Genomic DNA, 21595 nt, shown 5'->3' with positions numbered 1-21595 from the left:
TTAACTTAAATATTTATCTTTATGATATTTTTGGCGTTTCACAGCGAACATCAAAATTCTGCGCCCGATGCCGCAACAGATGATCCATCAGCACAATGGCCAGCATGGCTTCGGCAATCGGCACCGCACGAATGCCGACGCAGGGATCATGACGGCCGGTGGTCACCACTTCGACCGCATTGCCCGCAACATCAATCGAGCGACCCGGCAGGCGCAGACTGGACGTTGGCTTCAGCGCAATATGCGCCACAATATCCTGACCGCTGGAAATGCCGCCCAGCACACCACCGGCATTGTTGGACAGAAACCCGTCCGGCGTCATCTCATCGCGGTGCTCGGTGCCCTTCTGGCTGACCGAATCAAACCCGGCGCCAATCTCCACGCCCTTGACGGCATTGATGCTCATCAGCGCGTGGGCAATATCCGCGTCCAGACGATCAAACACCGGCTCACCCAGGCCGACAGGCACCTTCGACGCCACCACGGAAATTTTGGCACCGATGGAATTACCTTCCTTGTTCAGCGCCGCCATATAACTTTCCATCTCTGCCACCTTGCCGGCGTCAGGGCAGAAAAACGCATTCTGTTCGACCTGATCCCAGTCAAACTGCTCGGCCTTGATGGGCCCCAGCTGGCTCAGGTAAGCCCGCACCTGCATACCAAAATGCTGCGCCAGGTACTTCTTGGCGATGGCACCGGCGGCCACACGCATGGCGGTTTCCCGGGCCGAGGAGCGCCCGCCGCCGCGATAGTCGCGGAAGCCATACTTTTGTTGATAGGTATAATCAGCATGAGCCGGCCTGAATATATCCTTGATATTACTGTAGTCTTTTGACTTCTGATCAGTATTCTCTATCATCAGCCCGATGGGCGTACCGGTGGTTCTGCCTTCAAATACCCCGGACAGGATCCTGACTGCATCGGCCTCTTTGCGCTGGGTGGTGAAGCGCGACTGACCCGGCTTGCGACGATCAAGATCGCGTTGCAGATCCTCGGCCGACAGCTCCAGACCGGGCGGACAACCATCCACAATACAGCCCAGCGCCAGCCCGTGGCTTTCGCCAAAACTGGTAACAGTAAACAGTTTGCCTATGGTATTACCAGACATGCGTATTCCCGGGCTGTTTATTAACGGACTGTGTATTAACGGACATCGTTGAAGGCTTCCAGCGCGTCGAAAAGGCGCAAATTATACACGAATTCAGCGTTCGGCACGAATCAGCGCATCGCGACCGATCGCCAGCACCCCTTCACCACCACCATCAAAGTCCAGCCAGGTAACCGGAAATTGTGTATATCGCTGGTCAAACAAAGGCCAGGTATACCCCAGCTCCAGCACCAGCACCCCGCCGGGGCTCAGATACGTGGCAGCCTGCCTGAGAATCTGCAGCGGAATCGCCAGGCCATCCTCGTCAGATAACAGCCCCAGAACGGGTTCGCGGTGATATTCAGGCGGCAGTTCTGCCACTTCCTGCGCAGACACATAGGGTGGATTGCAGACGATCAGATCATAGTCTCCGTCTACGCCGGAGAACAGGTCGGAGTGCACGGTTCTTACCCGCGCCTGCACGCCGTGTCGTTCGATATTCTTCTGCGCCACAGCCAGCGCATCTCCGGAGATATCGGCCAGATCGACCTGCGCATCGGCAAAGACCAGCGCCGTGGCAATACCGATACAACCACTGCCGGTGCACAGGTCGAGCACCCGCGTCGGCGCATCGGCCAGTAAAGGTTGATACTGCTGCACGATCAATTCCGCTATCGGGGAGCGTGGCACCAGCACACGCTCATCGACGTGAAACGGCAAACCGGCAAACCAGGCTTCGCCCAGCAGGTATGCCATGGGCAGACGTTCCGTTCCACGACGCTGCGCCAGGGTATTGATATGTTGCCACTCATCTGCACTGACTGTCCGTTGCGCGACCGCCCGCTGACTGTCATCATCATGGCCAAAAGGCAGCCCCAGCACGGTAAACACCAGGTAGACCGCCTCGTCCCAGGCATTATCGGTACCGTGTCCATAATACAGGTCGGCGCTCTCGAACCCGACGCAAACCTGCTCCACACATGTCTGTACATTCATCGTTGGCGTTATTGACATCACTGGCTCCCTGCTTGCTCGCCCGTTTTCAGCGGCAGCACTAAAAATAACTTTACGCTTGCGCAGCGATATCGTACGGTATGTCTCCATTTTTTAAGACACTGTTTACCAGTACCACAGGATCGGATAACCGCCATGACCATTGAAACTGCCTACCAGGAAATCATCACTGCCATCGGTGAAGATCTGTCACGACCCGGCCTGCGTGACACGCCCCTGCGTGCAGCCAAGGCAATCCAGTTCCTGACCCGGGGTTACCAGCAGGACATCGACACCGTTATCAACGATGCCATGTTCCCGTCCGATTCCGAAGAGATGGTCATCGTCAAGAATATCGAATTATATTCCATGTGCGAGCATCATATGCTGCCTTTTATCGGCAAATGTCATGTCGCCTATCTGCCCAAGGGCAAAGTCATCGGGCTGTCGAAAATTGCCCGCATCGTGGACGTGTTCGCCCGCCGCCTGCAGATCCAGGAAAACCTGACCAAGGAAATTGCCGAGGTGATCATTCACAAAACCGGTGCCGCCGGCGCTGCCGTGATTATCGAGGCCCAGCATATGTGCATGATGATGCGCGGTGTGGAGAAGCAGAACTCGGTGATGACAACCTCATGCATGCTGGGTGCTTTCCGCAGCAGCCAGAATACACGCAATGAATTTTTATCGTTGATTCAGCGTTGACGGGTTGCCCGTGCGGTCCTGGCCCTGGTGTTAGCCCTGGTCATGGCCGGATCACCAGCTCAATACGCTGACCACAGGGCCCGGGACGGCAATACGGGGCCAGCGGCCCGAGGCCATGAGCCTGCAAACGGTCGACGTCAATGCCGCCTTCGGCCACCACGCGATTCAATACCGCCTCTGCCCGTTGCGCTGAGCGCGCCTGCAGTGTCTCCAGCGGGTCGTCATCCTGCAGATGGCCAACGATGTACACATTGAGCAGGGCATTGCGTTGCAGGACATCCACAATCTGGGCGATACCTTCATCATTGATCAGTGAATCGCTGGCATCAAAACCCAGGCCGGTGATGACCACAGCACGTTCGCGCATCAGGCGCTGTTCAAGTGCCTGCGGCGTGGCATCCAGACCTTCGCGTTGCTCGGCAGCCAGTTGTGCCGGTAATTCCAGAAAATCAATGTGTGCATACATGCGCCGGTTGCCGCGCGTCACCACATACAATGCCGCATAACCATTAACGTCTTCACCGTCACGGACACCCTGGTAGGTACTGGCCAGATAGAACTGACTGGTTTCGGGTCCGTAAAGAATGCGATTGCCAAACACATCGTTGGCCCAGAAATTACTGCTGCCACAGCCCCTGCCCTGGCAACTGAACAGGGCCCGCTGGTTCTGACTCAGCAATTGATCGCGATAAAAACCGTAGACCTCTTCGTCCGGATAACCATCCGGTATTTCGTAGGTGATTCGGCGCAAATGTCCCTGAAAGCGTTCAGCCTGACTGGGCGCGACGGTACCGGCAGCGCGCTGCATACGACCCAGCGGCAGGTTATACACGGTTGATGCCTGTTGTCGGTAGTCAACAATGGTGGCGCCGGGAAAGCGTTCAAAACCTGCATAGTCGGATGACCCGGCAACATCAGCAGCCAGGCTCGCCGGGGCCGGGCCCAGCACCAGCAGCACAAACCCGAAAACGCGCAATGATACTGCTCTGCTCAACCATGACGGCGGGAAATAACGATCAAACATCTTTGGCCTGCTTGTTGACCACATCGGTAACGCCCATCTCCGGGACTGCATCGGTCGCGGCGCCGGCGGAGGAGGAAGTGGCAGTCCCGGTTTGTGCGGTAGTACCGGTTTTTTTGGCTGTGCTTTTGCCAGTCTTGGTACCGGTGTTGGTGCCGGTCTTGGTACCGGATTTGGTGCCGGCACTGGCAGCGCTCTTTTTAGCCGTCGGCTTTTTTGCAGCCGCTTGCCCGGTGCTCGTCTTGCCCGCAACGGCCCTGGGCGTTTTGCTGCCGGCTTTGCTCGCCCGTTTGGCCGCCGATTCAGCCATCACTTTGGCGGCGGACTCTGCTGCCGTCTCTGTGCCTGCCTCCGGCGTTGCAGCCACAGCACTGCGCCGTGTCGACCGGGATTGCGGCTTTGGCTGGGTCTGGGGCTGCTGGGATTGGGGCTGGGACCGGGACACACCTGCGTCAGCAGCGGCAACATCTGCGAGCTCGTCGTCAGCGGCCAGTGGAAAGGACGCGAACGGAAAAGGTTTGTCGTGGCTGTTGTAGGTCAGAAACGTAAGGATCTGCGAGACATAAACAGTCAGGCTGCTACCCAGACGACGCAGGTTATCATTGTCGGCACCGGTAATCAGACTGAACAGAATCTGCGCCAGCATCAGCACCAGCAGAATGACACCGGCGACATAAAGCGCCAGCACAAAGCCGGCCATAAACAACACCCGCATCCACGCTGAAGATCTCTTCAGGTTTTCCACATATTCGTCAGTCATATCCCAGGCTCCTGTTGTGATTTTTTATCGCCAAACTGACCCTACGTTGTACGTTGTGCGGTACCTGTCGTTTGGTACCTGTCAATTCAGCGTTTTGCTTCGGTGTGCCTCGTACTCGACATCCAGCGCGCCTTCGCCCAGCATCAGTGCTGAAATTACCTGGCTGACCGGCTTGCCTTCATAAACAATCTGATACAGTCCCGATGCCAATGGCATGTAAATGCCCAGCTGATCGGCTTTTTCCTTGACCAGCTTCAGGGTGTTGACGCCTTCGGCAACCTGCCCTGTTTCGGCCACTGCTTCCTGCAGGGACTTGCCCTGCCCCAGGGCAAAGCCTACACGAAAATTGCGGCTCAGCGAAGATGAACAGGTGACAATCAGATCACCAACGCCGGACAGTCCCAGAAATGTCATCGGATCAGCCCCCATCTCCCGGCCAAACCGCGCCATTTCCGTCAGGCTGCGTGTGATCAGCATGCCGTTGGTGTTCTGCCCCATGCCCATGGCTGAGGCGAGACCGGCAATGATGGCGTAGATGTTTTTTAATGACCCGCCCAGCTCGACACCAAACATGTCGTCATTGGTGTACACCCGAAAATACTCTGACTTCAGTACGTCGCGAACGCGATCACGGACCATCTCGTCAGCGCTGGCGATCACCGTACCGGCCAGGTTACGATTGGCAATCTCACCGGCCAGGTTGGGGCCACTGAGCACACCGATGCGGGCATCCGGCGCCTCTTCGCGCATGACCTGGCTCATCAGCAGAAAGCTGCCTGCCTCAATACCTTTGGTGGTGCTGATCAAGATGGTATCCGCAGTCAGGGCCGGCAACATCTGTTTCACCACAGCCCGAAAATAGGCACTGGGGACGGCGACGAACACCAGCCGACTGCCGCTGACGGCCTGCTCGATATCCGCCGTGGCATGCACGTTGTCATCCAGTGTGTAGCCTGGCAGGTAATGCGGATTCTCCCGGGTGCGATTGACCTCGTCGACGCGGTCCTGGTTACGCATCCAGAAGTTCACTTTGTAGCCGTTACCGGCGACGATATTGGCGATGACCGTGCCAAAACTGCCACCTCCCAGCACGCTGACGGTTTGCGTGGGCATGTCCTTTCTCCCGCTAAATCCTGTTCGTGTTCAGAAAACCCGGTTGAGGCCGTCCAGCGCCGCGATGCGGTAGGCTTCTGCCATGGTCGGGTAGTTGAAGGTGGTATTGAGGAAATATTTCATGGTATTGGCGGCACCCTGCTGCTCCATGATGGCCTGGCCGATATGGACAATCTCCGAGGCCTGGTCACCAAAACAGTGAATACCAAGAATTTCCAGCGTCTCAAAATGGAAAATCAGCTTCAGCATGCCTACCTGTTCGCCAGTGATCTGGCCGCGTGCGGTGTTGTTGAAGAAGGCTTTACCCACTTCATAAGGCACCTGAGCGGCGGTCAGTTCCTGTTCGGTCTTGCCCAGGGTACTGATCTCGGGAATGGTATAGATACCCGAGGCGACCCGGTCAATGGCAACAAACTCATCCGGGTCAACAATGGCGTTGCAGGCAGCACGGCCCTGGTCGTAAGACGCACTGGCCAGCGAGGGCCAGCCGATGATATCGCCGGCGGCGTAAATGTTCTCCTGCGCGGTTTGATAGCGCTCGTTGACCTGCACCTGACCGCGCGCGTTTATTTCGATGCCCAGCTTCTCCAGGCCCATGCCATCGGAGTTACCGGCCCGGCCGTTGGCCCACAGAATGATGTCGCTTTTGATTTTTTTACCCGATGCCAGGTGGGTGACAACGTATTTGTCGTTGTAGTCGATGGAGGCATATTCTTCATTGTGGCGAGAGCGCACACCAATATCGCGCAAGTGATAACTCAGTGCGTCGGAAATCTCCCAGTCCAGGAAGGACAGCAGCGAATCGGCGGGGTTGATCAGCTCAACCTTGCAGCCCATGCCACCAAAAATCGATGCATATTCACAACCAATGACACCGGCCCCGATCACCGTGACTTTTTTCGGGGAATGATCCAGCGTGAGAATCTTGTCGCTGTCAAACAGACGCGGGTGCGTGAAATCAACACTTTCAGGTCGGTACGGTCGCGAACCGGTGGCGACAATAAAATAATCCGCTTTCAGCGTTGGCCCCTTGGGGCCCAGCTTGATGGTATGTGCATCCAGAAACGTGGCATGCCCCTGAATCACGTCGACATCATTTTTTTCGTAATAATTGCTGCGCAGATACACCTGCTCGTCAATGACCCGATCCGCGTGGCACATGATCTCCTGGAAGCTGGGTTTTTTAAGAGTGGCAAACTCGCGCAGCAGCGGATTGGAGCGAAACTGCATGATCTGTTTGACATAATGACGCAGGGCTTTGGATGGAATGGTGCCCAGGTGCGTGCAATTGCCTCCTACCCTGTCGCGGTCAGAAATCAACGCCACCCGTTTGCCGTGTTTTGCCGCGTTGATTGCTGCTGACTCGCCGGCCGGTCCACTGCCGACCACAATGATATCGTAGGAATTCTTTGCCATCAGTGTTACTGCTCCTTTTATTTGTGCCTGTCACTTGCTACTGCTTCTGACTCTTTATGGCGACTACTTAGAAACCTCGTCGCACTTGGCCGGGTTGCCGCCACACAGTTCACAGCTTGCATCCACACCGGCGTTGTTCAGACCGCCGCAGGATCCCTTTATGGGCTCGCGGCCAAACAATACGCCTATTGCCATGCCAGCCACGACCATCAGCATAATGACAAAACTTGCGATCAACGTTGTCATACTCACTTCTCCAGATTACAGTCAGCTTGATTATCAGTGTACCTGTCTGCTCAATCGTCTTCATTCGACAGATAGCGGGCGAACTGCGGGGTAAACCGGCTGTCGAAACCCTCGCCATCATTGCGCTTGGTAATAAAATAAGCGGCCAGGTCCAGGCGCTGCGCCAATGCTTCGGAGCGCTCAGCTCCCATCACCATAAACGCGGTCGACCATGCGTCCGCCATGGCGGCGGTATCCGTAATCACGTAGACGGCAGCCAGATCGTGCGAAATCGGGCGCCCAGTGAACGGATCAATCTCATGAGAAAATCTTACACCATCCTGTTCAAAATAATTGCGATAATCGCCTGATCCGGCAACAGCGATCGATTGGCCGTCATGGACAATGATGTCATGCACCTCGGGTGCGCCCTGGGTAGGCCGCTCAATCGCCGGTACCCAGCTGCTGCCATCCGGCTTTACGCCGCGGACGCGCAGTTCGCCGCCAATCTCGATAAAATAGCTGTCCAGTCCCACTGACTCCAGATAGTCGGCGATGACATCAGTGCCATAGCCTTTGGCAACGCCGCTGAGGTCAACACGCACATCGTGCAGTTTTCTCAACTGTGGCGGCTGCTGGTTCACTTCCAGGTGGCGATAACCCACCCGCTCACGCAACTGTTCGATCTCTGCATCTGTCGGGATGCGGGATGAATCGGCCATTTCCTGCAGCGGTCCAAAGCCCCAGCGATCAACCAACGGCCCTACGGTGACATCAAAATAGCCACCTGTCAGGTCGCTGATCGTCTGCGCCTGTGCCATCACATCGGCAAGTTCAGGGGAGATATCCATCCATTGCCCGACAGGCGCTCGATTGAACCGGGATAACTCCGACTCCGGTGCGTAGGTCGACATCAGCTCCCGGTCAATGCGATGCAGTCGCTGTTCTATACCTTCGGCCAGCTCATGGTCCGGGACTTCATCCGGAAACCTTGTCACCAGCACTGTGTAGCCGGTGCCCATGGTGTTGCCACTGAGCTGATACACCTGGTCTGTTGCTTCGCGTCGCAACCACATCCAGGCGAGAAACAGCGCCAGAAAAGCCAGGGTAAAACTGTAACGACGAAGGTATTTCAACAGGCTGCTCCGGCCAATGCACACGTTAAAAACGAACAAGGGAGCAGGGCTGTCAACACAGCACTTCTGCTCCCCCGGCAAACATCCTGGACCCCGTTGCTGTGCCACCCGGGTGACACGCTAGGAATCAGGAGAACTCATCCAGTGCGATGTTCTCATCTTCCACGCCAAGATCTTTCAGCATCTTGATACAGGAAGCGTTCATGATGGGCGGGCCGCACATGTAGTATTCACAATCTTCCGGCGCCTCATGATCTTTCAGATACTGATCGTGCACCACGTTGTGAATGAACCCGGTATAACCGGTCCAGTTGTCTTCCGGCTGTGGCTCAGACAAGGCAACATGCCATTCAAAATTGTCGTGATCTGCAGCAAGCTTGTCGAAATCTTCAACATAAAACATTTCTTTTTTGCTGCGGGCACCGTACCAGAAGGTAATCTTGCGCTTGCTGTTCAGTCGCAGCAATTGATCAAAGATGTGTGAACGCATGGGCGCCATACCGGCACCACCGCCAATAAAGACCATTTCATTGTCGGTATCCTTGGCAAAGAACTCACCGTAGGGACCAAACACCTTGATCTTGTCACCGGGCTTCATGTTGAAGATGTAGGACGACATGATGCCGGGCGGGTGATTGGTGCGTGGTGGCGGTGATGCGACCCGGATATTGAATTTGATGATGCCCTTCTCTTCCGGATAGTTGGCCATGGAGTAGGCGCGGATGGTGGTTTCATTGCACTTTGATTTCAGATCAAACAGGCCGAATTTTTCCCAGTCATCACGAAAACGTTCGTCAATATCAAAATTCTTGTAATGCACTTCATGCGGCGGAATCTCCAGCTGCACATAACCGCCGGCACGGAAATCGACGCTATCGCCTTCCGGTATTTTTAATACCAGTTCTTTGATGAAGGTCGCCACATTATGATTGGACTCAACCTCACATTCCCACTGCTTGACGCCAAAAAACTCCGGATCAACTTCAATCTTCATGTCCTGCTTGACCGCGACCTGGCAGGACAGGCGCCAGTTGTCCTTGGCTTCACCCATGGTGAAATGGCCGGCTTCGGTTGGCAGCATGGAGCCGCCGCCGTCAAGCACCTGGCATTTGCACTGCGCGCAGGTACCACCACCGCCACAGGCAGATGACAGAAATATGCCGGCATCGGCCAGGGTGTTGAGCAGCTTACCACCAGCCGCTACGGTAATTGACTTGTCCGGATCACCGTTAATCTCGATTTTTACATCACCGGAACTGACCAGTTTGGCACGCGCGGCAAGAATCAACATGACCAGCAACATTACCACGACGGTAAACATCAGTACGCCAGCTACTATCGTTGTGATATCCATTTTTTCTGAAACCTTTTCACTTCAACGTGGGTTACAAAATGCTTTAAAGCGTCAGACCACTGAAAGACATGAAGCCCAGTGACATCAGGCCGGTGCTGATAAACGTGATTCCCAGACCACGCAGACCCGCCGGCACATCGCTGTATTTCATTTTTTCGCGAATACCCGCCAGCAGCACAATCGCAAGCGCCCAGCCAAAGCCGGCGCCAATACCGTACACCACGCTTTCCGGGAAGGTGTAGCTACGTTCAACCATGAACAATGAGGCACCCAGGATAGCGCAGTTGACCGTAATCAGCGGCAAAAACACACCCAGCGCGTTGTAGAGCGCGGGCACAAACTTGTCCAGAAACATTTCCAGGATCTGCACCATGGCTGCGATGACACCGATGTAGCACAGAAAGCCGAGGAAGCTGAGGTCTACATCAGGCATGCCGGCCCAGGCCAGCGCGCCGTCCTTGAGCAGGTAATGGAAAATCAGGTTATTGACCGGCACCGTGATGGTCTGCACGACCACAACAGCAACGCCCAGACCGATGGCAGTCTCTACCTTCTTGGATACCGCCAGGAATGTACACATGCCCAGGAACAGCATAAGCGCCATGTTTTCCACAAACACGGCGGTGACAAAAAGACTCAGATAATGTTCCATCAGTGTGCTCCCCCTTCAGCCGTATGCGGCGCCATGGCGAATTCATCCTTTTCGACCTGCTCACTGTACTTGTTACGCAGAATCCAGATGAAGAAACCGATGATGAAGAAGGCACTTGGCGCCAGCAGCATCAGGCCATTGGGCTGATACCAGCCGCCATTGGCCACGCTGGGCAGTATGGTGTAGCCGAGCAGCGTGCCCGAACCGAAAAGTTCGCGCAAGGTACCGACTACGATCAGTACTACGCTGTAACCCAGCCCGTTGCCGATACCATCGATAAAACTGGGTATCGGCGGATTTTTCATGGCGAAGGCTTCGGCACGGCCCATGACGATGCAGTTGGTGATGATCAGGCCCACAAACACACTGAGCTGCCTGCTGATATCGTACACGAAGGCCCGCAGCACCTGATCCACCAGTATCACCAGCGAGGCGATGATGGTCATCTGGATGATGATCCGGATGCTGCTGGGCATGTGGTTGCGAATCATGGAAATAAACAGGTTGGAAAATGCAACTACGCTGGTCAGTGCCACACACATCACCAGCGTGACTGACAAACTTGTGGTCACCGCCAGCGCCGAGCACACCCCCAGGATCTGCAGGGCAATCGGGTTTTCCACAAAAATCGGTTTAATCAGAATTGTTTTGTTCATCGACATCGTCTAGTCCCCTCAGCTCCGCACTTCGTTACGCAGGAAAGGCGCAAAACCACGTTCCCCGAGCCAGAATTCAATCATGTTCTCAACACCCCGACTGGTCAGCGTCGCACCCGACAGGGCATCAACCTGATGTACACCCTGGCCGCCGCCCTTTACCACACGGAATGCCACTTCATTGTTTTCATCATAAATCTCTTTGTCAGGCCATTGCGCCTGCCAGCGCGGGTTACTGATTTCACCGCCCAGCCCCGGCGTTTCCTGGTGATCATAAAACCCGATACCACGGATGGTGTTGCCGTCACTTTCCAGCGCCAGGTAACCGTACATGATGCCCCACAGGCCATAACCACTGACCGGGATAACCACGCTCTGGTATTCACCCTGGTCATTCTGAATCACGTAGACCGTGGCATAATCGGCACGCCGTCGAATCGATGCAATGTCCTCCTCTCCACCCAGCGCTCCAGAGATCTCAGGGTCGTTCTTTGCCGTCTGCTGATTGTAGGTCTGGGGATCCAGCCCCAGGCTCTGCATCTCTTCTTCTGTCAGGTAACGGCCTTCATCCAGATCCACCATGCGCGGCGTGAATTCGGCAAACATCGCCTCCACGTCTGCGTTGGTATTCACGTTCGGATCAAACAGACCGGCGGCAATCAGGATGTTCTTGTTGCGATCCAGTATCTCGTTGGCGGTCTGCATGGGCTTGAGAATAACAGCAGCGCTGGAGATGACGATCGAACACACCACGCACAGGCCGAGAGCGACCTTGAGCGTGTTCTTTACGGAGTTCACATTAGACGACATTGCGGGCAATCCTCCGTTTGATGTTGGCTTTCACAACAAAATAGTCGATCAGCGGTGCGGACAGGTTGGCGAACAGAATTGCGAGCATCATACCTTCCGGATACGCCGGGTTGAGCACACGGATCATCACCACCATAAAACCAATCAGGATGCCGAATACCCATTTGCCGGTATTGGTCATGGACGCCGACACCGGGTCGGTGGCCATGAACACCATGCCAAAGGCGAAACCGCCCAGGACCAGGTGCCAGTACCAGGGCGTGGCGAACGCCGGATTGGTATCGGAACCGATCAGATTGAGCAGCGTAGAGAAGATCACCATGCCCAGGAAGGTACCCAGCATGATACGCCAGGAGGCAATCCGCGTGATCAGCAGCACCGCCGCGCCAATGAAAATCGCCAGTGTCGACACTTCGCCGATGGAGCCCTGCATGCGACCAATAAATGCATCCATCCAGGTCAGTTGTTCGCCGGTTGCCGCCATCAGTGCCGGCAGACCGCCCGTGGCAATCTGACTCAGCGCTGTCGCGCCGGAGAAACCATCTACAGCGGTCCACACCGAGTCACCGGAAATTTGCGGGGCATAGGCAAAGAACAGGAAAGCCCGTCCGGTCAACGCCGGGTTGAGGAAGTTCTTGCCGGTACCGCCAAACACTTCCTTACCCACGATGACACCAAAGGTGATACCCAGCGCCGCCTGCCACAATGGCAGCGATGCCGGCACAATCAGTGAGAACAGGATGGAGGTGACAAAGAAACCTTCGTTGATTTCGTGGCCACGCTTGATGGCGAACAGCACTTCCCAGAACCCGCCGACGATAAACACCGTGGCATAAATGGGAATATAGTGCACCGCACCGTACCAGAAGTTGTCCCAGATGCTGCCCGGATCGTTCCCCGCCAGCATGCCCAGAATCGCGCCACGCCAGCCATCAAGCCCTTCCAGGCCCATGTTGACGATCGCCATGTTGGCCTGATAGCCGACATTGTACATGCCGTAGAACATGGCCGGGAACGCACACAGCCACACCGTGATCATGATGCGTTTCAGGTCGATACCGTCACGCACGTGAGAACCGGCCACAGTGACCTTGCTCGGGCTGTAAAAGATGGTGTCCACTGCCTCGTACAGTGGATACATCTTTTCGTACTTGCCGCCTTTTTCAAACTGCGGCGCTAAATCATCGAGTATTTTGCGCAGACCCATGTGTCAGATTTCCATTAAGTCTCTTTTTCGATTCGAGTGAGGTTGTCACGCAGAATCGGACCGTATTCATATTTGCCCGGGCACACATAGGTGCACAGACCCAGATCATCTTCGTCCAGCTCCAGCGCGCCCAGGTTCATGGCGGTTTCTATATCGCCGACAATCAGGGAGCGCAGTAACTGGGTAGGCAGGATATCAAGCGGCATGATGGTCTCATACGTGCCAACTGGCACCATGGCGCGCTCGCTGCCATTGGTGGTAGTGGTCATGTCGAGCTTTTTGCCTTTGAACAGACTGCTCAGGTAAATACCCAGATTCGAATGCCGGTTGGCACCGGGCGACAGGTAACCAAACAGGGGACGCTCGCGGCCCTCGCGCAGCACCGTCACCTGCTGGTGATGGCGGCCCAGGAAGTCCTCCGGCGCTACAGCCTTGCGGCCGGACAGCACGGAACCACTGACTACCCGGTTCTCACCGTCATTCAGTTCGCCGTCAAGAAGTTCGGTCAGGCTGGCGCCCAGACGGGTCCGCAGCAAACGCGGCTGCCTGACCTGGGGGCCGGCGAGCGCAAAGCAACGCTCAGTCCACAGCTTGCCCGTGGCAAACAGTTTGCCGGTGGCAATCACGTCCTGGAAGCCGATAGTCCAGACCCACTTGTTCAGACTGACCGGATCCAGGAAGTGGATATGGGTGCCGCTCAAACCTGCGGGGTGCGGTCCGGCAAATGCCTCGATAACCACGTTATCGGCAAATTTTTCGTTCTCCAACCCCGAAAAGCTGCCCTCACGACGGCACAGAAACACCTTGCCCTCGGTCAACCGGGCCAGCACATTCACGCCCCGGACAAAATCCTGCGAGTATTCACGCGCAATGACTTCAGGATCGGGCGCCAGCGGATTACTGTCCATCAGGTTAATGAAAATCGACGAGGGCTTGCTTTGCGGGTCAGGTACCTTGCTGAACGGGCGGGTACGCAGCGCCGTCCACAGTCCGGACTGGACCAGATTGTCCACAACCTTGTCGCGCGCCAGGGACGCAATCTCTGCATCCGGGTAGCTGGCGAAAGTCACGGCATCCGCGTCATTGTCATCCAGCTCGATGACCAGCGACAGGAATACCCGTCGCTCACCACGATTGATCGCCTTGACAACGCCGGTGCCGGGTGAGGTGTAGATCACCCCGGGTGTTTTTTTGTCGGTAAAAACAGTCTGGCCCAGTTTAACCCTGTCGCCTTCCTTTACTTCCATGGTGGGCTTCATACCCACGTAGTCATGCCCCAGAAGCGCCACCGTCTGTACCGGCTTGGCGTCATCGATCACCTGCTCCGGAGCGCCTTTGATAGGCAAGTCCAACCCGCGCTTAATTCTGATCATTCATCAGGCCTAGTCATAATTTTCAGGATTAACAGTTGTTTGTCATGCTTGTAATGCACAGCGTTTGCTCGCCGCTTTTTGAGAGATATCGCTACCGATATTGAGTGATTGGCGATGGCCGCCAATTATCGGCACAGGTATCGGCAGGTGCCGTCAAAACGCGCACAATTATAGAGGTAAGCACGCTGATTTACCAGCACTTTCTTACCTCCGATCAAGAAATCCGGCACCCGGTGACTGGGTGCCGGGCATCAAAGGTCAGGCTTCGTTCGGGTATACGCGGTAGCTGACACCGGCCATTTTATAAACCATGCGCACGACCTGGTTACAGTAACCGAACTCGTTGTCATACCACAGGTAGAGCACGCATCGGTTACCCTCAACGATGGTGGCCGTTGAATCAACAATGGCGGCCTCGCGCGAACCCACAAAGTCGCTGGAAACCGCGTCCGGGTCCTGTGTATAACTGATCTGGTCCTGCAGTGGCGAATGCAGCGCCAGCACACGCAAAAATTCGTTGATTTCCACCTTGCTGGTTTCCGTACCCAGGTTCAGCATCAGGATGGCCATGGACACATTGGGTATTGGCACCCGGACTGCGTTACCGGTCAGCTTGCCGGCCAGCTCGGGCACAGCCTTGACAACAGCCTTGGCGGCGCCAGTCTCCGTCAGCACCATGTTCAATGCGGCACTGCGACCACGACGATTGCCGGTGTGGTAGTTGTCGATCAGGTTCTGATCATTGGTGTAGGCGTGTACGGTTTCCACGTGACCACTGACCACGCCGAATTTGTCGTTCAGTACTTTCAGCACCGGTGCAATTGCATTGGTTGTGCAGGACGCTGCCGTAATAATGGTGTCGTCCGGGCTGATCTGATCGTGATTGATGCCGTAAACGATATTCTTCAGATTACCTTTACCGGGCGCGGTCAGCATTACCTTGCTGGCACCCTTGGATTTCAGATGCAGCGACAGGCCGGCCTCATCGCGCCACTTGCCGGTATTGTCGATAATCAGCGCATCATGGATACCGTACTGGGTATAGTCAATCGCATCGGGGCCGTTGGCATAAATGATGTGAATGACATTGCCATTGGCGATCAGGCAGTTGTTTTCTTCATCGATGCGCACGGTGCCCTGGAACGCACCGTGCACGGAGTCTGACGTAAACAGGCTGGCACGCTTGATCAGGTCACCTTCCTGACCCGGCCGCACCACAACAGCGCGCAGACGCATGACCTCACCGGTGCTGGTGCGCTCTACCAGCAGACGGGCGATCAGGCGGCCGATACGGCCAAATCCGTAGAGCACGATATCCTGCGATTTTTCGCTGGGCGGCGTTTTCACACCCGCCAGACTTTTCAGTTCATCGGCCACGTAGGAATCGACATCGGGCGCCTTGCCGTTCTCCTGCAGCTCCATGTATTTGACGGTGAGCTTGCCCAGGTCAATCTGGCAATGCCAGAGATCCAGCTTGGCCAGTGCCATCAGGACCGGGTGGCTCTCAAACTCGGACATTTCATTGCGACCGACCTGACGCACGAAACGATGCGACTTCATGATACTGGTAACAGACTTGTTGTGCAGGGCGCGGCCGTAAATGAATACACCGACGTTGCGCTCACTGTACAGTCGCCCGACCACAGGAATCATTTCCTGAGCGAGGGCTTCTCTTTGCTTCCAATCACTGAAATAGTCGTCCGGGCTGGGTCGTGTCACGTGGGATACCTGTCTGCTCGTCGAGTGGATTAAAGAACGTCTGGAAGTCACATGGATGTGGCCAATGGCTCCCTGTGTTCTGAAGACGGCGCACATTATCTTGTTATTGACGCGCCGGTGCAACTTTATCCGCCCAAAGGAAGGCAATCCCGATGCCTGCGTGCCAGGTTGGCAGCGGCAGGCGCTGCGCTCGGCCAATGCTGCACAGGCCGGTTGGGATTGACCCGCGATTGTGCCAGAATACGCGCCCACTGCCACCAACAAGCCCGACGCCATGCCAGCATTCAACATTTTACGCCCTGCGCTGCCCGCCGCCAGGCATTCCGTGCAATGGCAGACCCTGCCAGACAGTCAGCTCAGCCTGGCGCTGGTGCACGCTGCGCGCCAGGCACCGGGCCCGGTCCTGGTCATCACCAACAGCAGCGAGGAAGCCGAACAACTGCGCCGTGAGCTGCAGTTCTTTTGCGCCAGCGGCGGTGACGAAACAGCCAGCGGCGGTAGCGAAAACCCGCTACCCGTCTACACCTTCCCCGACTGGGAAACCCTGCCCTACGACACCTTTTCACCGCATCAGGACATCGTCTCCGAGCGTCTGAACGCCCTGTATCATTTGCCTGACATGCGGCGCGGCATATTGATTGTGCCGGTCAACAGCGCCATGCACCGCTTGCCGCCACCGGCCTATGTGCAGGGCAACAGCCTGCAGCTGAGCACGGGTGAAACCCTCAACACCGACACCTTGCGCCAGCGCCTGATCAACGCCGGTTATCAATACGTCGACTCGGTCTACGAACACGGGGAATTTACCGTGCGCGGCGCCATCATGGATATTTTCCCGATGGGCAGCAAACTGCCCTACCGCATCGACCTGTTTGATGATGAAATTGAATCGCTGCGCATTTTTGACCCGGAAACCCAGCTGTCACTGGAAAAAGTACGCGACATCCGCCTGTTACCGGGCAAGGAATATCCGCTGGACGAAACTGGCCGACGCGGTTTTCGGGCCCGGTTCCGGGAATTGTTCGACGTCGATACACGACAATGCACGCTTTACCAGGACATCAGCGAGGGCATTCAGAGCGCCGGCGTGGAATACTACCTGCCTCTGTTCTTTGACGACCTGAGCCATCTCTTCGAGTACCTGCCAGCAGACATCCTGATTGTCCGCAGTCGGCAGATGGAACCACCGGCGCTGCGTTTCTGGCATGACATCGAGTCACGTTACGAAGACCGCCGCCACGACCGGCAGCGGCCCATTCTGGCGCCTGCCACACTGTTCCTGTCACCCGAAGATGTGTTCCGGCATATCAGGCAGTTCAGCAGTGTCATCATTCAGGACAGCGGCGATGCCGCCGGAGCAAACAGCGAGTTCCCGAACCTGAGCGCCGATAACACCCGCGCCGAACCCTTACAGGCGCTGCTCAGCTACCTGGGCGAACACGCCGACTATCGCGTGTTGTTCTGTGCCGAAAGCGCCGGTCGGCGCGAAGTGCTGACCGAGCTGCTGCGCGGCGCCGGGCTGAGCCCGAGCCCGGTAGATTCTTGGCAGGACTTTAGCCGCGGTGAACAGAAGCTGGCCATCTGCATTGCCTCACTGGACAAAGGCCTGTGCATACCATCAGAAAAACTGATGATGATCACCGAGACGCAACTGCTGGGCCGCAAGATTGCCCAGCGTCGCCGCCGGCGCCGCGCGCAGGACAATACCGACTTCATCATCAAAAGCCTGACCGAACTGCACCTGGGTGCTGCCGTGGTACATATTGACCACGGCGTCGGCCGCTACTGCGGCCTGCAGACGCTGACCATAGAAGATGAAACCGCAGAATTTCTGACCCTGGAATATGCCAACCAGGCCAAACTGTATGTACCGGTGGCTTCACTGCACCTGATCAGTCGCTACGGCGGCGCCGACCCCGAGCTGGCGCCGCTGGATAACCTGGGCAGTGACCAGTGGCAAAAGAACAAACGCAAGTCGGCCGAGAAAATCCGTGACGCCGCCGTGGAGCTGCTGGACATCTATGCCAAACGCGAATCGCGGGGCGGCTTCCCCTTCCGCTGCGACGACATTGACTACGACAAATTCGCCGCCAGCTTCCCGTTTGAAGAGACACCTGACCAGCTCGATGCCATCAATGGCGTTATTGCGGACATGCAGTCGGCACGCAGCATGGACCGGCTGGTATGCGGCGATGTGGGTTTCGGCAAGACCGAAGTGGCCATGCGGGCGGCCTTCATTGCGGTACAGAATCACAAGCAGGTGGTCATGCTGGTGCCAACCACCCTGCTCGCCCAGCAACACCATGACAGTTTCCGGGACCGATTTGCTGACTGGCCGGTTAATATTGACCTGATCTCGCGCTTTCGCTCAGGCAAGGAGCAGGACGCCACGCTGGAAAAGATCCGCACCGGCAAAGTCGACATTGTCATTGGCACCCATAAGCTGCTGCAGAACTCGATCAAATATAAAGATCTGGGGCTGTTGATCATCGATGAGGAACATCGCTTTGGTGTGCAGCAAAAGGAACGCATCAAAGCGTTGCGCGCGGAAGTCGACATCCTCACGCTGACCGCAACGCCGATCCCGCGCACACTCAATATGGCCATGTCCGGCGTGCGCGACCTGTCGCTGATTGTCACGCCTCCGGCCAAACGCCTGTCGGTCAAAACCTTTATCCGCGAACAGCAGGACAGCCTGGTCAAAGAAGCAATTCTGCGCGAACTGCTGCGTGGCGGGCAGCTGTTTTATCTGCACAACGAAGTCAAAACCATCGAGCGCACCGCCGAACACCTACGTGAACTGGTGCCGGAAGCACGGGTCTGTGTGGCCCACGGCCAGCTTCCCGAGCGTGAACTGGAAGTCATCATGGCGGACTTCTATCACAAACGTTACAACATTCTGGTCTGCTCCACGATCATTGAGACCGGCATTGATGTACCCAGCGCCAACACCATTATTATTGATCGGGCGGACAAACTCGGCCTGGCTCAACTGCACCAGCTGCGCGGGCGTGTCGGCCGTTCTCACCATCAGGCCTACGCCTACCTGCTGACACCACCGCACAAAGCCATGACACCTGACGCACTGAAACGCCTGGACGCAATCACGGCCGCCAACACGCTGGGCGCTGGCTTCACCCTGGCCAGCCATGATCTGGAAATCCGGGGTGCGGGTGAAATTCTCGGTGAAGAACAAACCGGCCATATGCAGAAGATCGGTTTCACGCTTTACACCGAAATGCTGGAGGAAGCCGTCAAGGCCATTCGTGAAGGACGCACACCCAATATTGACCTGGTGCTGCAGAGCGGCAGTGACATCAATTTGCGCGTACCCGCTCTGATACCGGAAGACTATCTGCCGGACATTCATATCCGGCTTATCATGTACAAACGCATCGCCGGTGCGCGCGACAATGACGAGCTGCGTGACCTGCAGGTTGAAATGATCGACCGTTTTGGTTTGCTGCCTGATTCGGCCCGCATTCTGTTTTCAGTGACGGAATTGAAACTGCGCGCCGAAGCCATGGGCATCAGCAAAATCGACGCCAGCGCCCAGACCGGGCGCATCGTGTTTCGACAACATACCTGCGTCGATCCCCTGTCCATTGTGCAGCTGGTGCAGAAACATTCGCGTACCTACAAGCTCACCGGTCCGACGCAGCTGGGGTTCACCCATGGCCAGGAAAAGGCTGTCGCCCGTATCGACTTTATCAACAAGACACTTGACCAGCTACGACTTACGCCTCAGTAGTCTTTCCCCGATCAGCCGGTATCAACTTATCAGGCCCACGCTTGAGTCGGTCAAAGTAGTCGCGCGCGGCTGCGGTGACTTTGCCCGATAGCAGGAAGGTTGCGGTCATCGTTGGCACTGCCATCAGCGCATATCCCGAATCAATGATGGCAAACACCGCTTCCAGCGGAATCACGGCACCGATCAGTACCAACAGGATATAGTAGTACTTGTAACTGTCCTGACGTTCTGCCCCGATCAGAAAACCAAGACACTTGGCGCCATAATACCAGAAGGTAAACATGGTGCTGGAGGCGAATATCAGCACCACAAAGGCGATAAGATAGGCCCCGATATTGCCCGGAAACACCTCGGAAAATGCCATCGCGGTCATGGTCACGCCATCCACCAGACCATCCTGCCACACACCGGTGACCAGAATGACAAGCGCGGTGCAGGTGCAGACAATCAGTGTGTCAATGACCGGCCCCATCATGGCGACCAGACCTTCGCGCACCGGTTCTTCCGTTTTGGCAGCACCGTGCGCCATGACTTCGGTGCCAATGCCCGCTTCATTGGAAAACGCACCCCGCATCACACCGATGGTCATGACACCCACCAGGCCACCGCCTACCGCCTGCGGAGAAACCGCCTCACGCACAATCAACCACAGGTAGCCGGGCAATTCGCTCAGGTGCAGTGCCAGCACCATGATTGTCATCAGCATGTACAGCGCCACCATCGACGGTACCATTCGCACGGCCACGTAACCCACACGCCTGACGCCACCAAAAATGACCGACGCCACCAGTGCAGCTGCAAACAACCCGAACAACAGATTGAACATGAATGGGTCAGCGCTGTCAGCCAGACCTGCAGGGACAAATACCACTTCCCGCATCACCTGGGTCAGTTGATTGATCTGTACCACCGGCAAGGTGCCAACCAGGGCAGCGGCAGCAAACAGAGTCGCCAGCCAGTGCCAGCGCTTGCCCAGTCCCTCGCGAATGATGTACATGGGTCCGCCCTGAATATCGCCACGGCTGTCCTTGCCGCGATACATGACCGCCAGGGTGCAGGTAAAAAATTTGGTTGCTATGCCCACAACCGCAGTGACCCACATCCAGAACACCGCACCGGGGCCGCCCAGGCCAATGGCCAGCGCCACACCCGCAATATTACCCATGCCCAGCGTGCCTGACAGAGCGGCAGACAAGGCCTGCATGTGACTCAGATCACCGGGATCATCCTTGTTATCATAACGCCCGCTCAGAATGGCAATGGCGTGAGGGAAATAGCGATAGGGTTGCAACCGGCTGACAATCGCAAAATAGACACCGCCCCCCACCAGCAGAATGATCAGTGGCAGGCCCCACAAAAAACCAGCCAGAGCCTGCAGGCTCTGTGTCATGAATTCCATCAGCGATCCGCCCTTGTTACGATAAGAGTTATTATTGATGTCTTAAGCTGTTGACGTCATAAAGAGTACCAGAGTCTTGGCACGCTGAAAAACGCGCGATTCCGGCCTGCAAACCGCAGCATTGACTCATCTGTGCCGCTGAGCAAGAATACAGACACAGCACCATGGCGGATTCGTACCACCGGATCTCTTCGCAACGGAGAGGACCACACACCTCA

General features: G+C 56.2%; 18 protein-coding genes. 2 read left to right on the top strand and 16 right to left on the bottom strand.

The window, feature by feature from the left end; genetic code table 11:
• Positions 1-19 precede the first annotated feature (19 nt).
• Positions 20-1108 carry a chorismate synthase gene (gene aroC / locus WD071_RS14440; protein WP_368049100.1) on the bottom strand — a complete coding sequence of 363 codons (1089 nt, stop codon included), beginning with the start codon at positions 1106-1108 and terminating at the stop codon, positions 20-22.
• Positions 1109-1201: 93 nt separating this feature from the next.
• The gene (gene prmB, locus WD071_RS14435; RefSeq protein WP_368049099.1) at positions 1202-2101 is read right to left on the bottom strand and encodes a 50S ribosomal protein L3 N(5)-glutamine methyltransferase; all 900 of its coding nucleotides are present in this window, start codon (positions 2099-2101) and stop codon (positions 1202-1204) included.
• A 135-nt stretch (positions 2102-2236) separates the two neighbouring features.
• Here prmB and folE point away from each other — a divergent pair, with 135 nt between their 5' ends.
• A complete protein-coding gene (folE, locus tag WD071_RS14430) occupies positions 2237-2785 on the top strand; it encodes a GTP cyclohydrolase I FolE (protein ID WP_368049098.1) in 549 nt (182 codons plus the stop codon).
• Positions 2786-2825: 40 nt separating this feature from the next.
• Here the strand turns inward: folE and WD071_RS14425 are convergent, their stop codons facing one another.
• The 13 genes from WD071_RS14425 to WD071_RS14365 all read right to left on the bottom strand — a co-directional run bounded on the left by WD071_RS14425 (position 2826) and on the right by WD071_RS14365 (position 16227).
• Positions 2826-3809 carry a DUF4892 domain-containing protein gene (locus WD071_RS14425; protein ID WP_368049097.1) on the bottom strand — a complete coding sequence of 328 codons (984 nt, stop codon included), beginning with the start codon at positions 3807-3809 and terminating at the stop codon, positions 2826-2828.
• Complete coding sequence (locus WD071_RS14420) at positions 3802-4566, bottom strand: DUF4389 domain-containing protein (RefSeq protein ID WP_368049096.1); 765 nt, start codon at positions 4564-4566, stop codon at positions 3802-3804. Before WD071_RS14420 ends, WD071_RS14425 begins: the two co-directional genes overlap by 8 nt.
• Positions 4567-4647: 81 nt before the next feature.
• Complete coding sequence (locus WD071_RS14415) at positions 4648-5679, bottom strand: NAD(P)H-dependent glycerol-3-phosphate dehydrogenase (RefSeq protein WP_368049095.1); 1032 nt, start codon at positions 5677-5679, stop codon at positions 4648-4650.
• Between the two features lie 30 nt (positions 5680-5709).
• A complete protein-coding gene (sthA, locus tag WD071_RS14410) occupies positions 5710-7095 on the bottom strand; it encodes a Si-specific NAD(P)(+) transhydrogenase (RefSeq protein WP_368049094.1) in 1386 nt (461 codons plus the stop codon).
• Between the two features lie 63 nt (positions 7096-7158).
• On the bottom strand, positions 7159-7341 hold the full coding sequence (nqrM, locus tag WD071_RS14405; RefSeq protein WP_368049093.1) for a (Na+)-NQR maturation NqrM: 183 nt from the start codon (positions 7339-7341) through the stop codon (positions 7159-7161).
• 50 nt (positions 7342-7391) lie between these two features.
• Positions 7392-8456 (bottom strand): FAD:protein FMN transferase, encoded by a 1065-nt coding sequence (locus WD071_RS14400; protein WP_368049092.1) that lies wholly within the window; start codon positions 8454-8456, stop codon positions 7392-7394.
• Positions 8457-8583: 127 nt separating this feature from the next.
• Complete coding sequence (nqrF, locus tag WD071_RS14395) at positions 8584-9810, bottom strand: NADH:ubiquinone reductase (Na(+)-transporting) subunit F (RefSeq protein ID WP_368049091.1); 1227 nt, start codon at positions 9808-9810, stop codon at positions 8584-8586.
• Positions 9811-9853: 43 nt separating this feature from the next.
• Entirely contained in the window at positions 9854-10462 is a 609-nt protein-coding gene (nqrE, locus tag WD071_RS14390; RefSeq protein WP_368049090.1) for an NADH:ubiquinone reductase (Na(+)-transporting) subunit E, read from the bottom strand.
• Positions 10462-11124, bottom strand: coding sequence for an NADH:ubiquinone reductase (Na(+)-transporting) subunit D (locus tag WD071_RS14385; protein ID WP_368049089.1), 663 nt, complete (start codon positions 11122-11124; stop codon positions 10462-10464). The genes nqrE and WD071_RS14385 overlap by 1 nt, the downstream gene beginning before the upstream one ends.
• Positions 11125-11136: 12 nt before the next feature.
• A complete protein-coding gene (locus WD071_RS14380) occupies positions 11137-11928 on the bottom strand; it encodes a Na(+)-translocating NADH-quinone reductase subunit C (protein ID WP_368049088.1) in 792 nt (263 codons plus the stop codon).
• On the bottom strand, positions 11918-13135 hold the full coding sequence (locus tag WD071_RS14375; RefSeq protein WP_368049087.1) for an NADH:ubiquinone reductase (Na(+)-transporting) subunit B: 1218 nt from the start codon (positions 13133-13135) through the stop codon (positions 11918-11920). The genes WD071_RS14380 and WD071_RS14375 overlap by 11 nt, the downstream gene beginning before the upstream one ends.
• A 14-nt stretch (positions 13136-13149) precedes the next feature.
• Positions 13150-14508, bottom strand: coding sequence for a Na(+)-translocating NADH-quinone reductase subunit A (locus tag WD071_RS14370; protein ID WP_368049086.1), 1359 nt, complete (start codon positions 14506-14508; stop codon positions 13150-13152).
• 258 nt (positions 14509-14766) lie between these two features.
• Complete coding sequence (locus WD071_RS14365) at positions 14767-16227, bottom strand: glyceraldehyde-3-phosphate dehydrogenase (protein ID WP_368049085.1); 1461 nt, start codon at positions 16225-16227, stop codon at positions 14767-14769.
• A gap of 274 nt (positions 16228-16501) precedes the next feature.
• Between WD071_RS14365 and mfd the strand changes: the two genes are divergently transcribed.
• Positions 16502-19978: a transcription-repair coupling factor gene (gene mfd / locus WD071_RS14360; RefSeq protein ID WP_368049084.1), complete on the top strand. Its 3477-nt coding sequence runs from the start codon at positions 16502-16504 to the stop codon at positions 19976-19978.
• Here mfd and WD071_RS14355 read toward each other — a convergent pair.
• Entirely contained in the window at positions 19965-21377 is a 1413-nt protein-coding gene (locus WD071_RS14355; RefSeq protein WP_368049083.1) for an alanine/glycine:cation symporter family protein, read from the bottom strand. The genes mfd and WD071_RS14355 overlap by 14 nt on opposite strands.
• Between the last annotated feature and the right edge of the window lie 218 nt (positions 21378-21595).

The sequence above is a fragment of the Pseudohongiella sp. genome (assembly GCF_040877505.1).
Lineage (GTDB): Bacteria > Pseudomonadota > Gammaproteobacteria > Pseudomonadales > Pseudohongiellaceae > Pseudohongiella.
The sequence above is the reverse complement of the archived record's forward strand: the minus strand, read 5'-3'. Positions and strand labels throughout refer to the sequence as shown.

Bases quoted from the DNA above. Each gene is read 5' to 3' on its own strand.
- nqrM (WP_368049093.1), bottom strand. From the start codon at position 7,341: ATGACAACGTTGATCGCAAGTTTTGTCATTATGCTGATGGTCGTGGCT.
- WD071_RS14425 (WP_368049097.1), bottom strand. From the start codon at position 3,809: ATGTTTGATCGTTATTTCCCGCCGTCATGGTTGAGCAGAGCAGTATCA.
- mfd (WP_368049084.1), top strand. From the start codon at position 16,502: ATGCCAGCATTCAACATTTTACGCCCTGCGCTGCCCGCCGCCAGGCAT.
- WD071_RS14380 (WP_368049088.1), bottom strand. From the start codon at position 11,928: ATGTCGTCTAATGTGAACTCCGTAAAGAACACGCTCAAGGTCGCTCTC.
- WD071_RS14370 (WP_368049086.1), bottom strand. From the start codon at position 14,508: ATGATCAGAATTAAGCGCGGGTTGGACTTGCCTATCAAAGGCGCTCCG.
- WD071_RS14415 (WP_368049095.1), bottom strand. From the start codon at position 5,679: ATGCCCACGCAAACCGTCAGCGTGCTGGGAGGTGGCAGTTTTGGCACG.
- nqrE (WP_368049090.1), bottom strand. From the start codon at position 10,462: ATGGAACATTATCTGAGTCTTTTTGTCACCGCCGTGTTTGTGGAAAAC.
- sthA (WP_368049094.1), bottom strand. From the start codon at position 7,095: ATGGCAAAGAATTCCTACGATATCATTGTGGTCGGCAGTGGACCGGCC.
- WD071_RS14355 (WP_368049083.1), bottom strand. From the start codon at position 21,377: ATGGAATTCATGACACAGAGCCTGCAGGCTCTGGCTGGTTTTTTGTGG.
- WD071_RS14375 (WP_368049087.1), bottom strand. From the start codon at position 13,135: ATGGGTCTGCGCAAAATACTCGATGATTTAGCGCCGCAGTTTGAAAAA.
- WD071_RS14385 (WP_368049089.1), bottom strand. From the start codon at position 11,124: ATGTCGATGAACAAAACAATTCTGATTAAACCGATTTTTGTGGAAAAC.
- WD071_RS14420 (WP_368049096.1), bottom strand. From the start codon at position 4,566: ATGACTGACGAATATGTGGAAAACCTGAAGAGATCTTCAGCGTGGATG.
- nqrF (WP_368049091.1), bottom strand. From the start codon at position 9,810: ATGGATATCACAACGATAGTAGCTGGCGTACTGATGTTTACCGTCGTG.
- prmB (WP_368049099.1), bottom strand. From the start codon at position 2,101: ATGTCAATAACGCCAACGATGAATGTACAGACATGTGTGGAGCAGGTT.
- folE (WP_368049098.1), top strand. From the start codon at position 2,237: ATGACCATTGAAACTGCCTACCAGGAAATCATCACTGCCATCGGTGAA.
- aroC (WP_368049100.1), bottom strand. From the start codon at position 1,108: ATGTCTGGTAATACCATAGGCAAACTGTTTACTGTTACCAGTTTTGGC.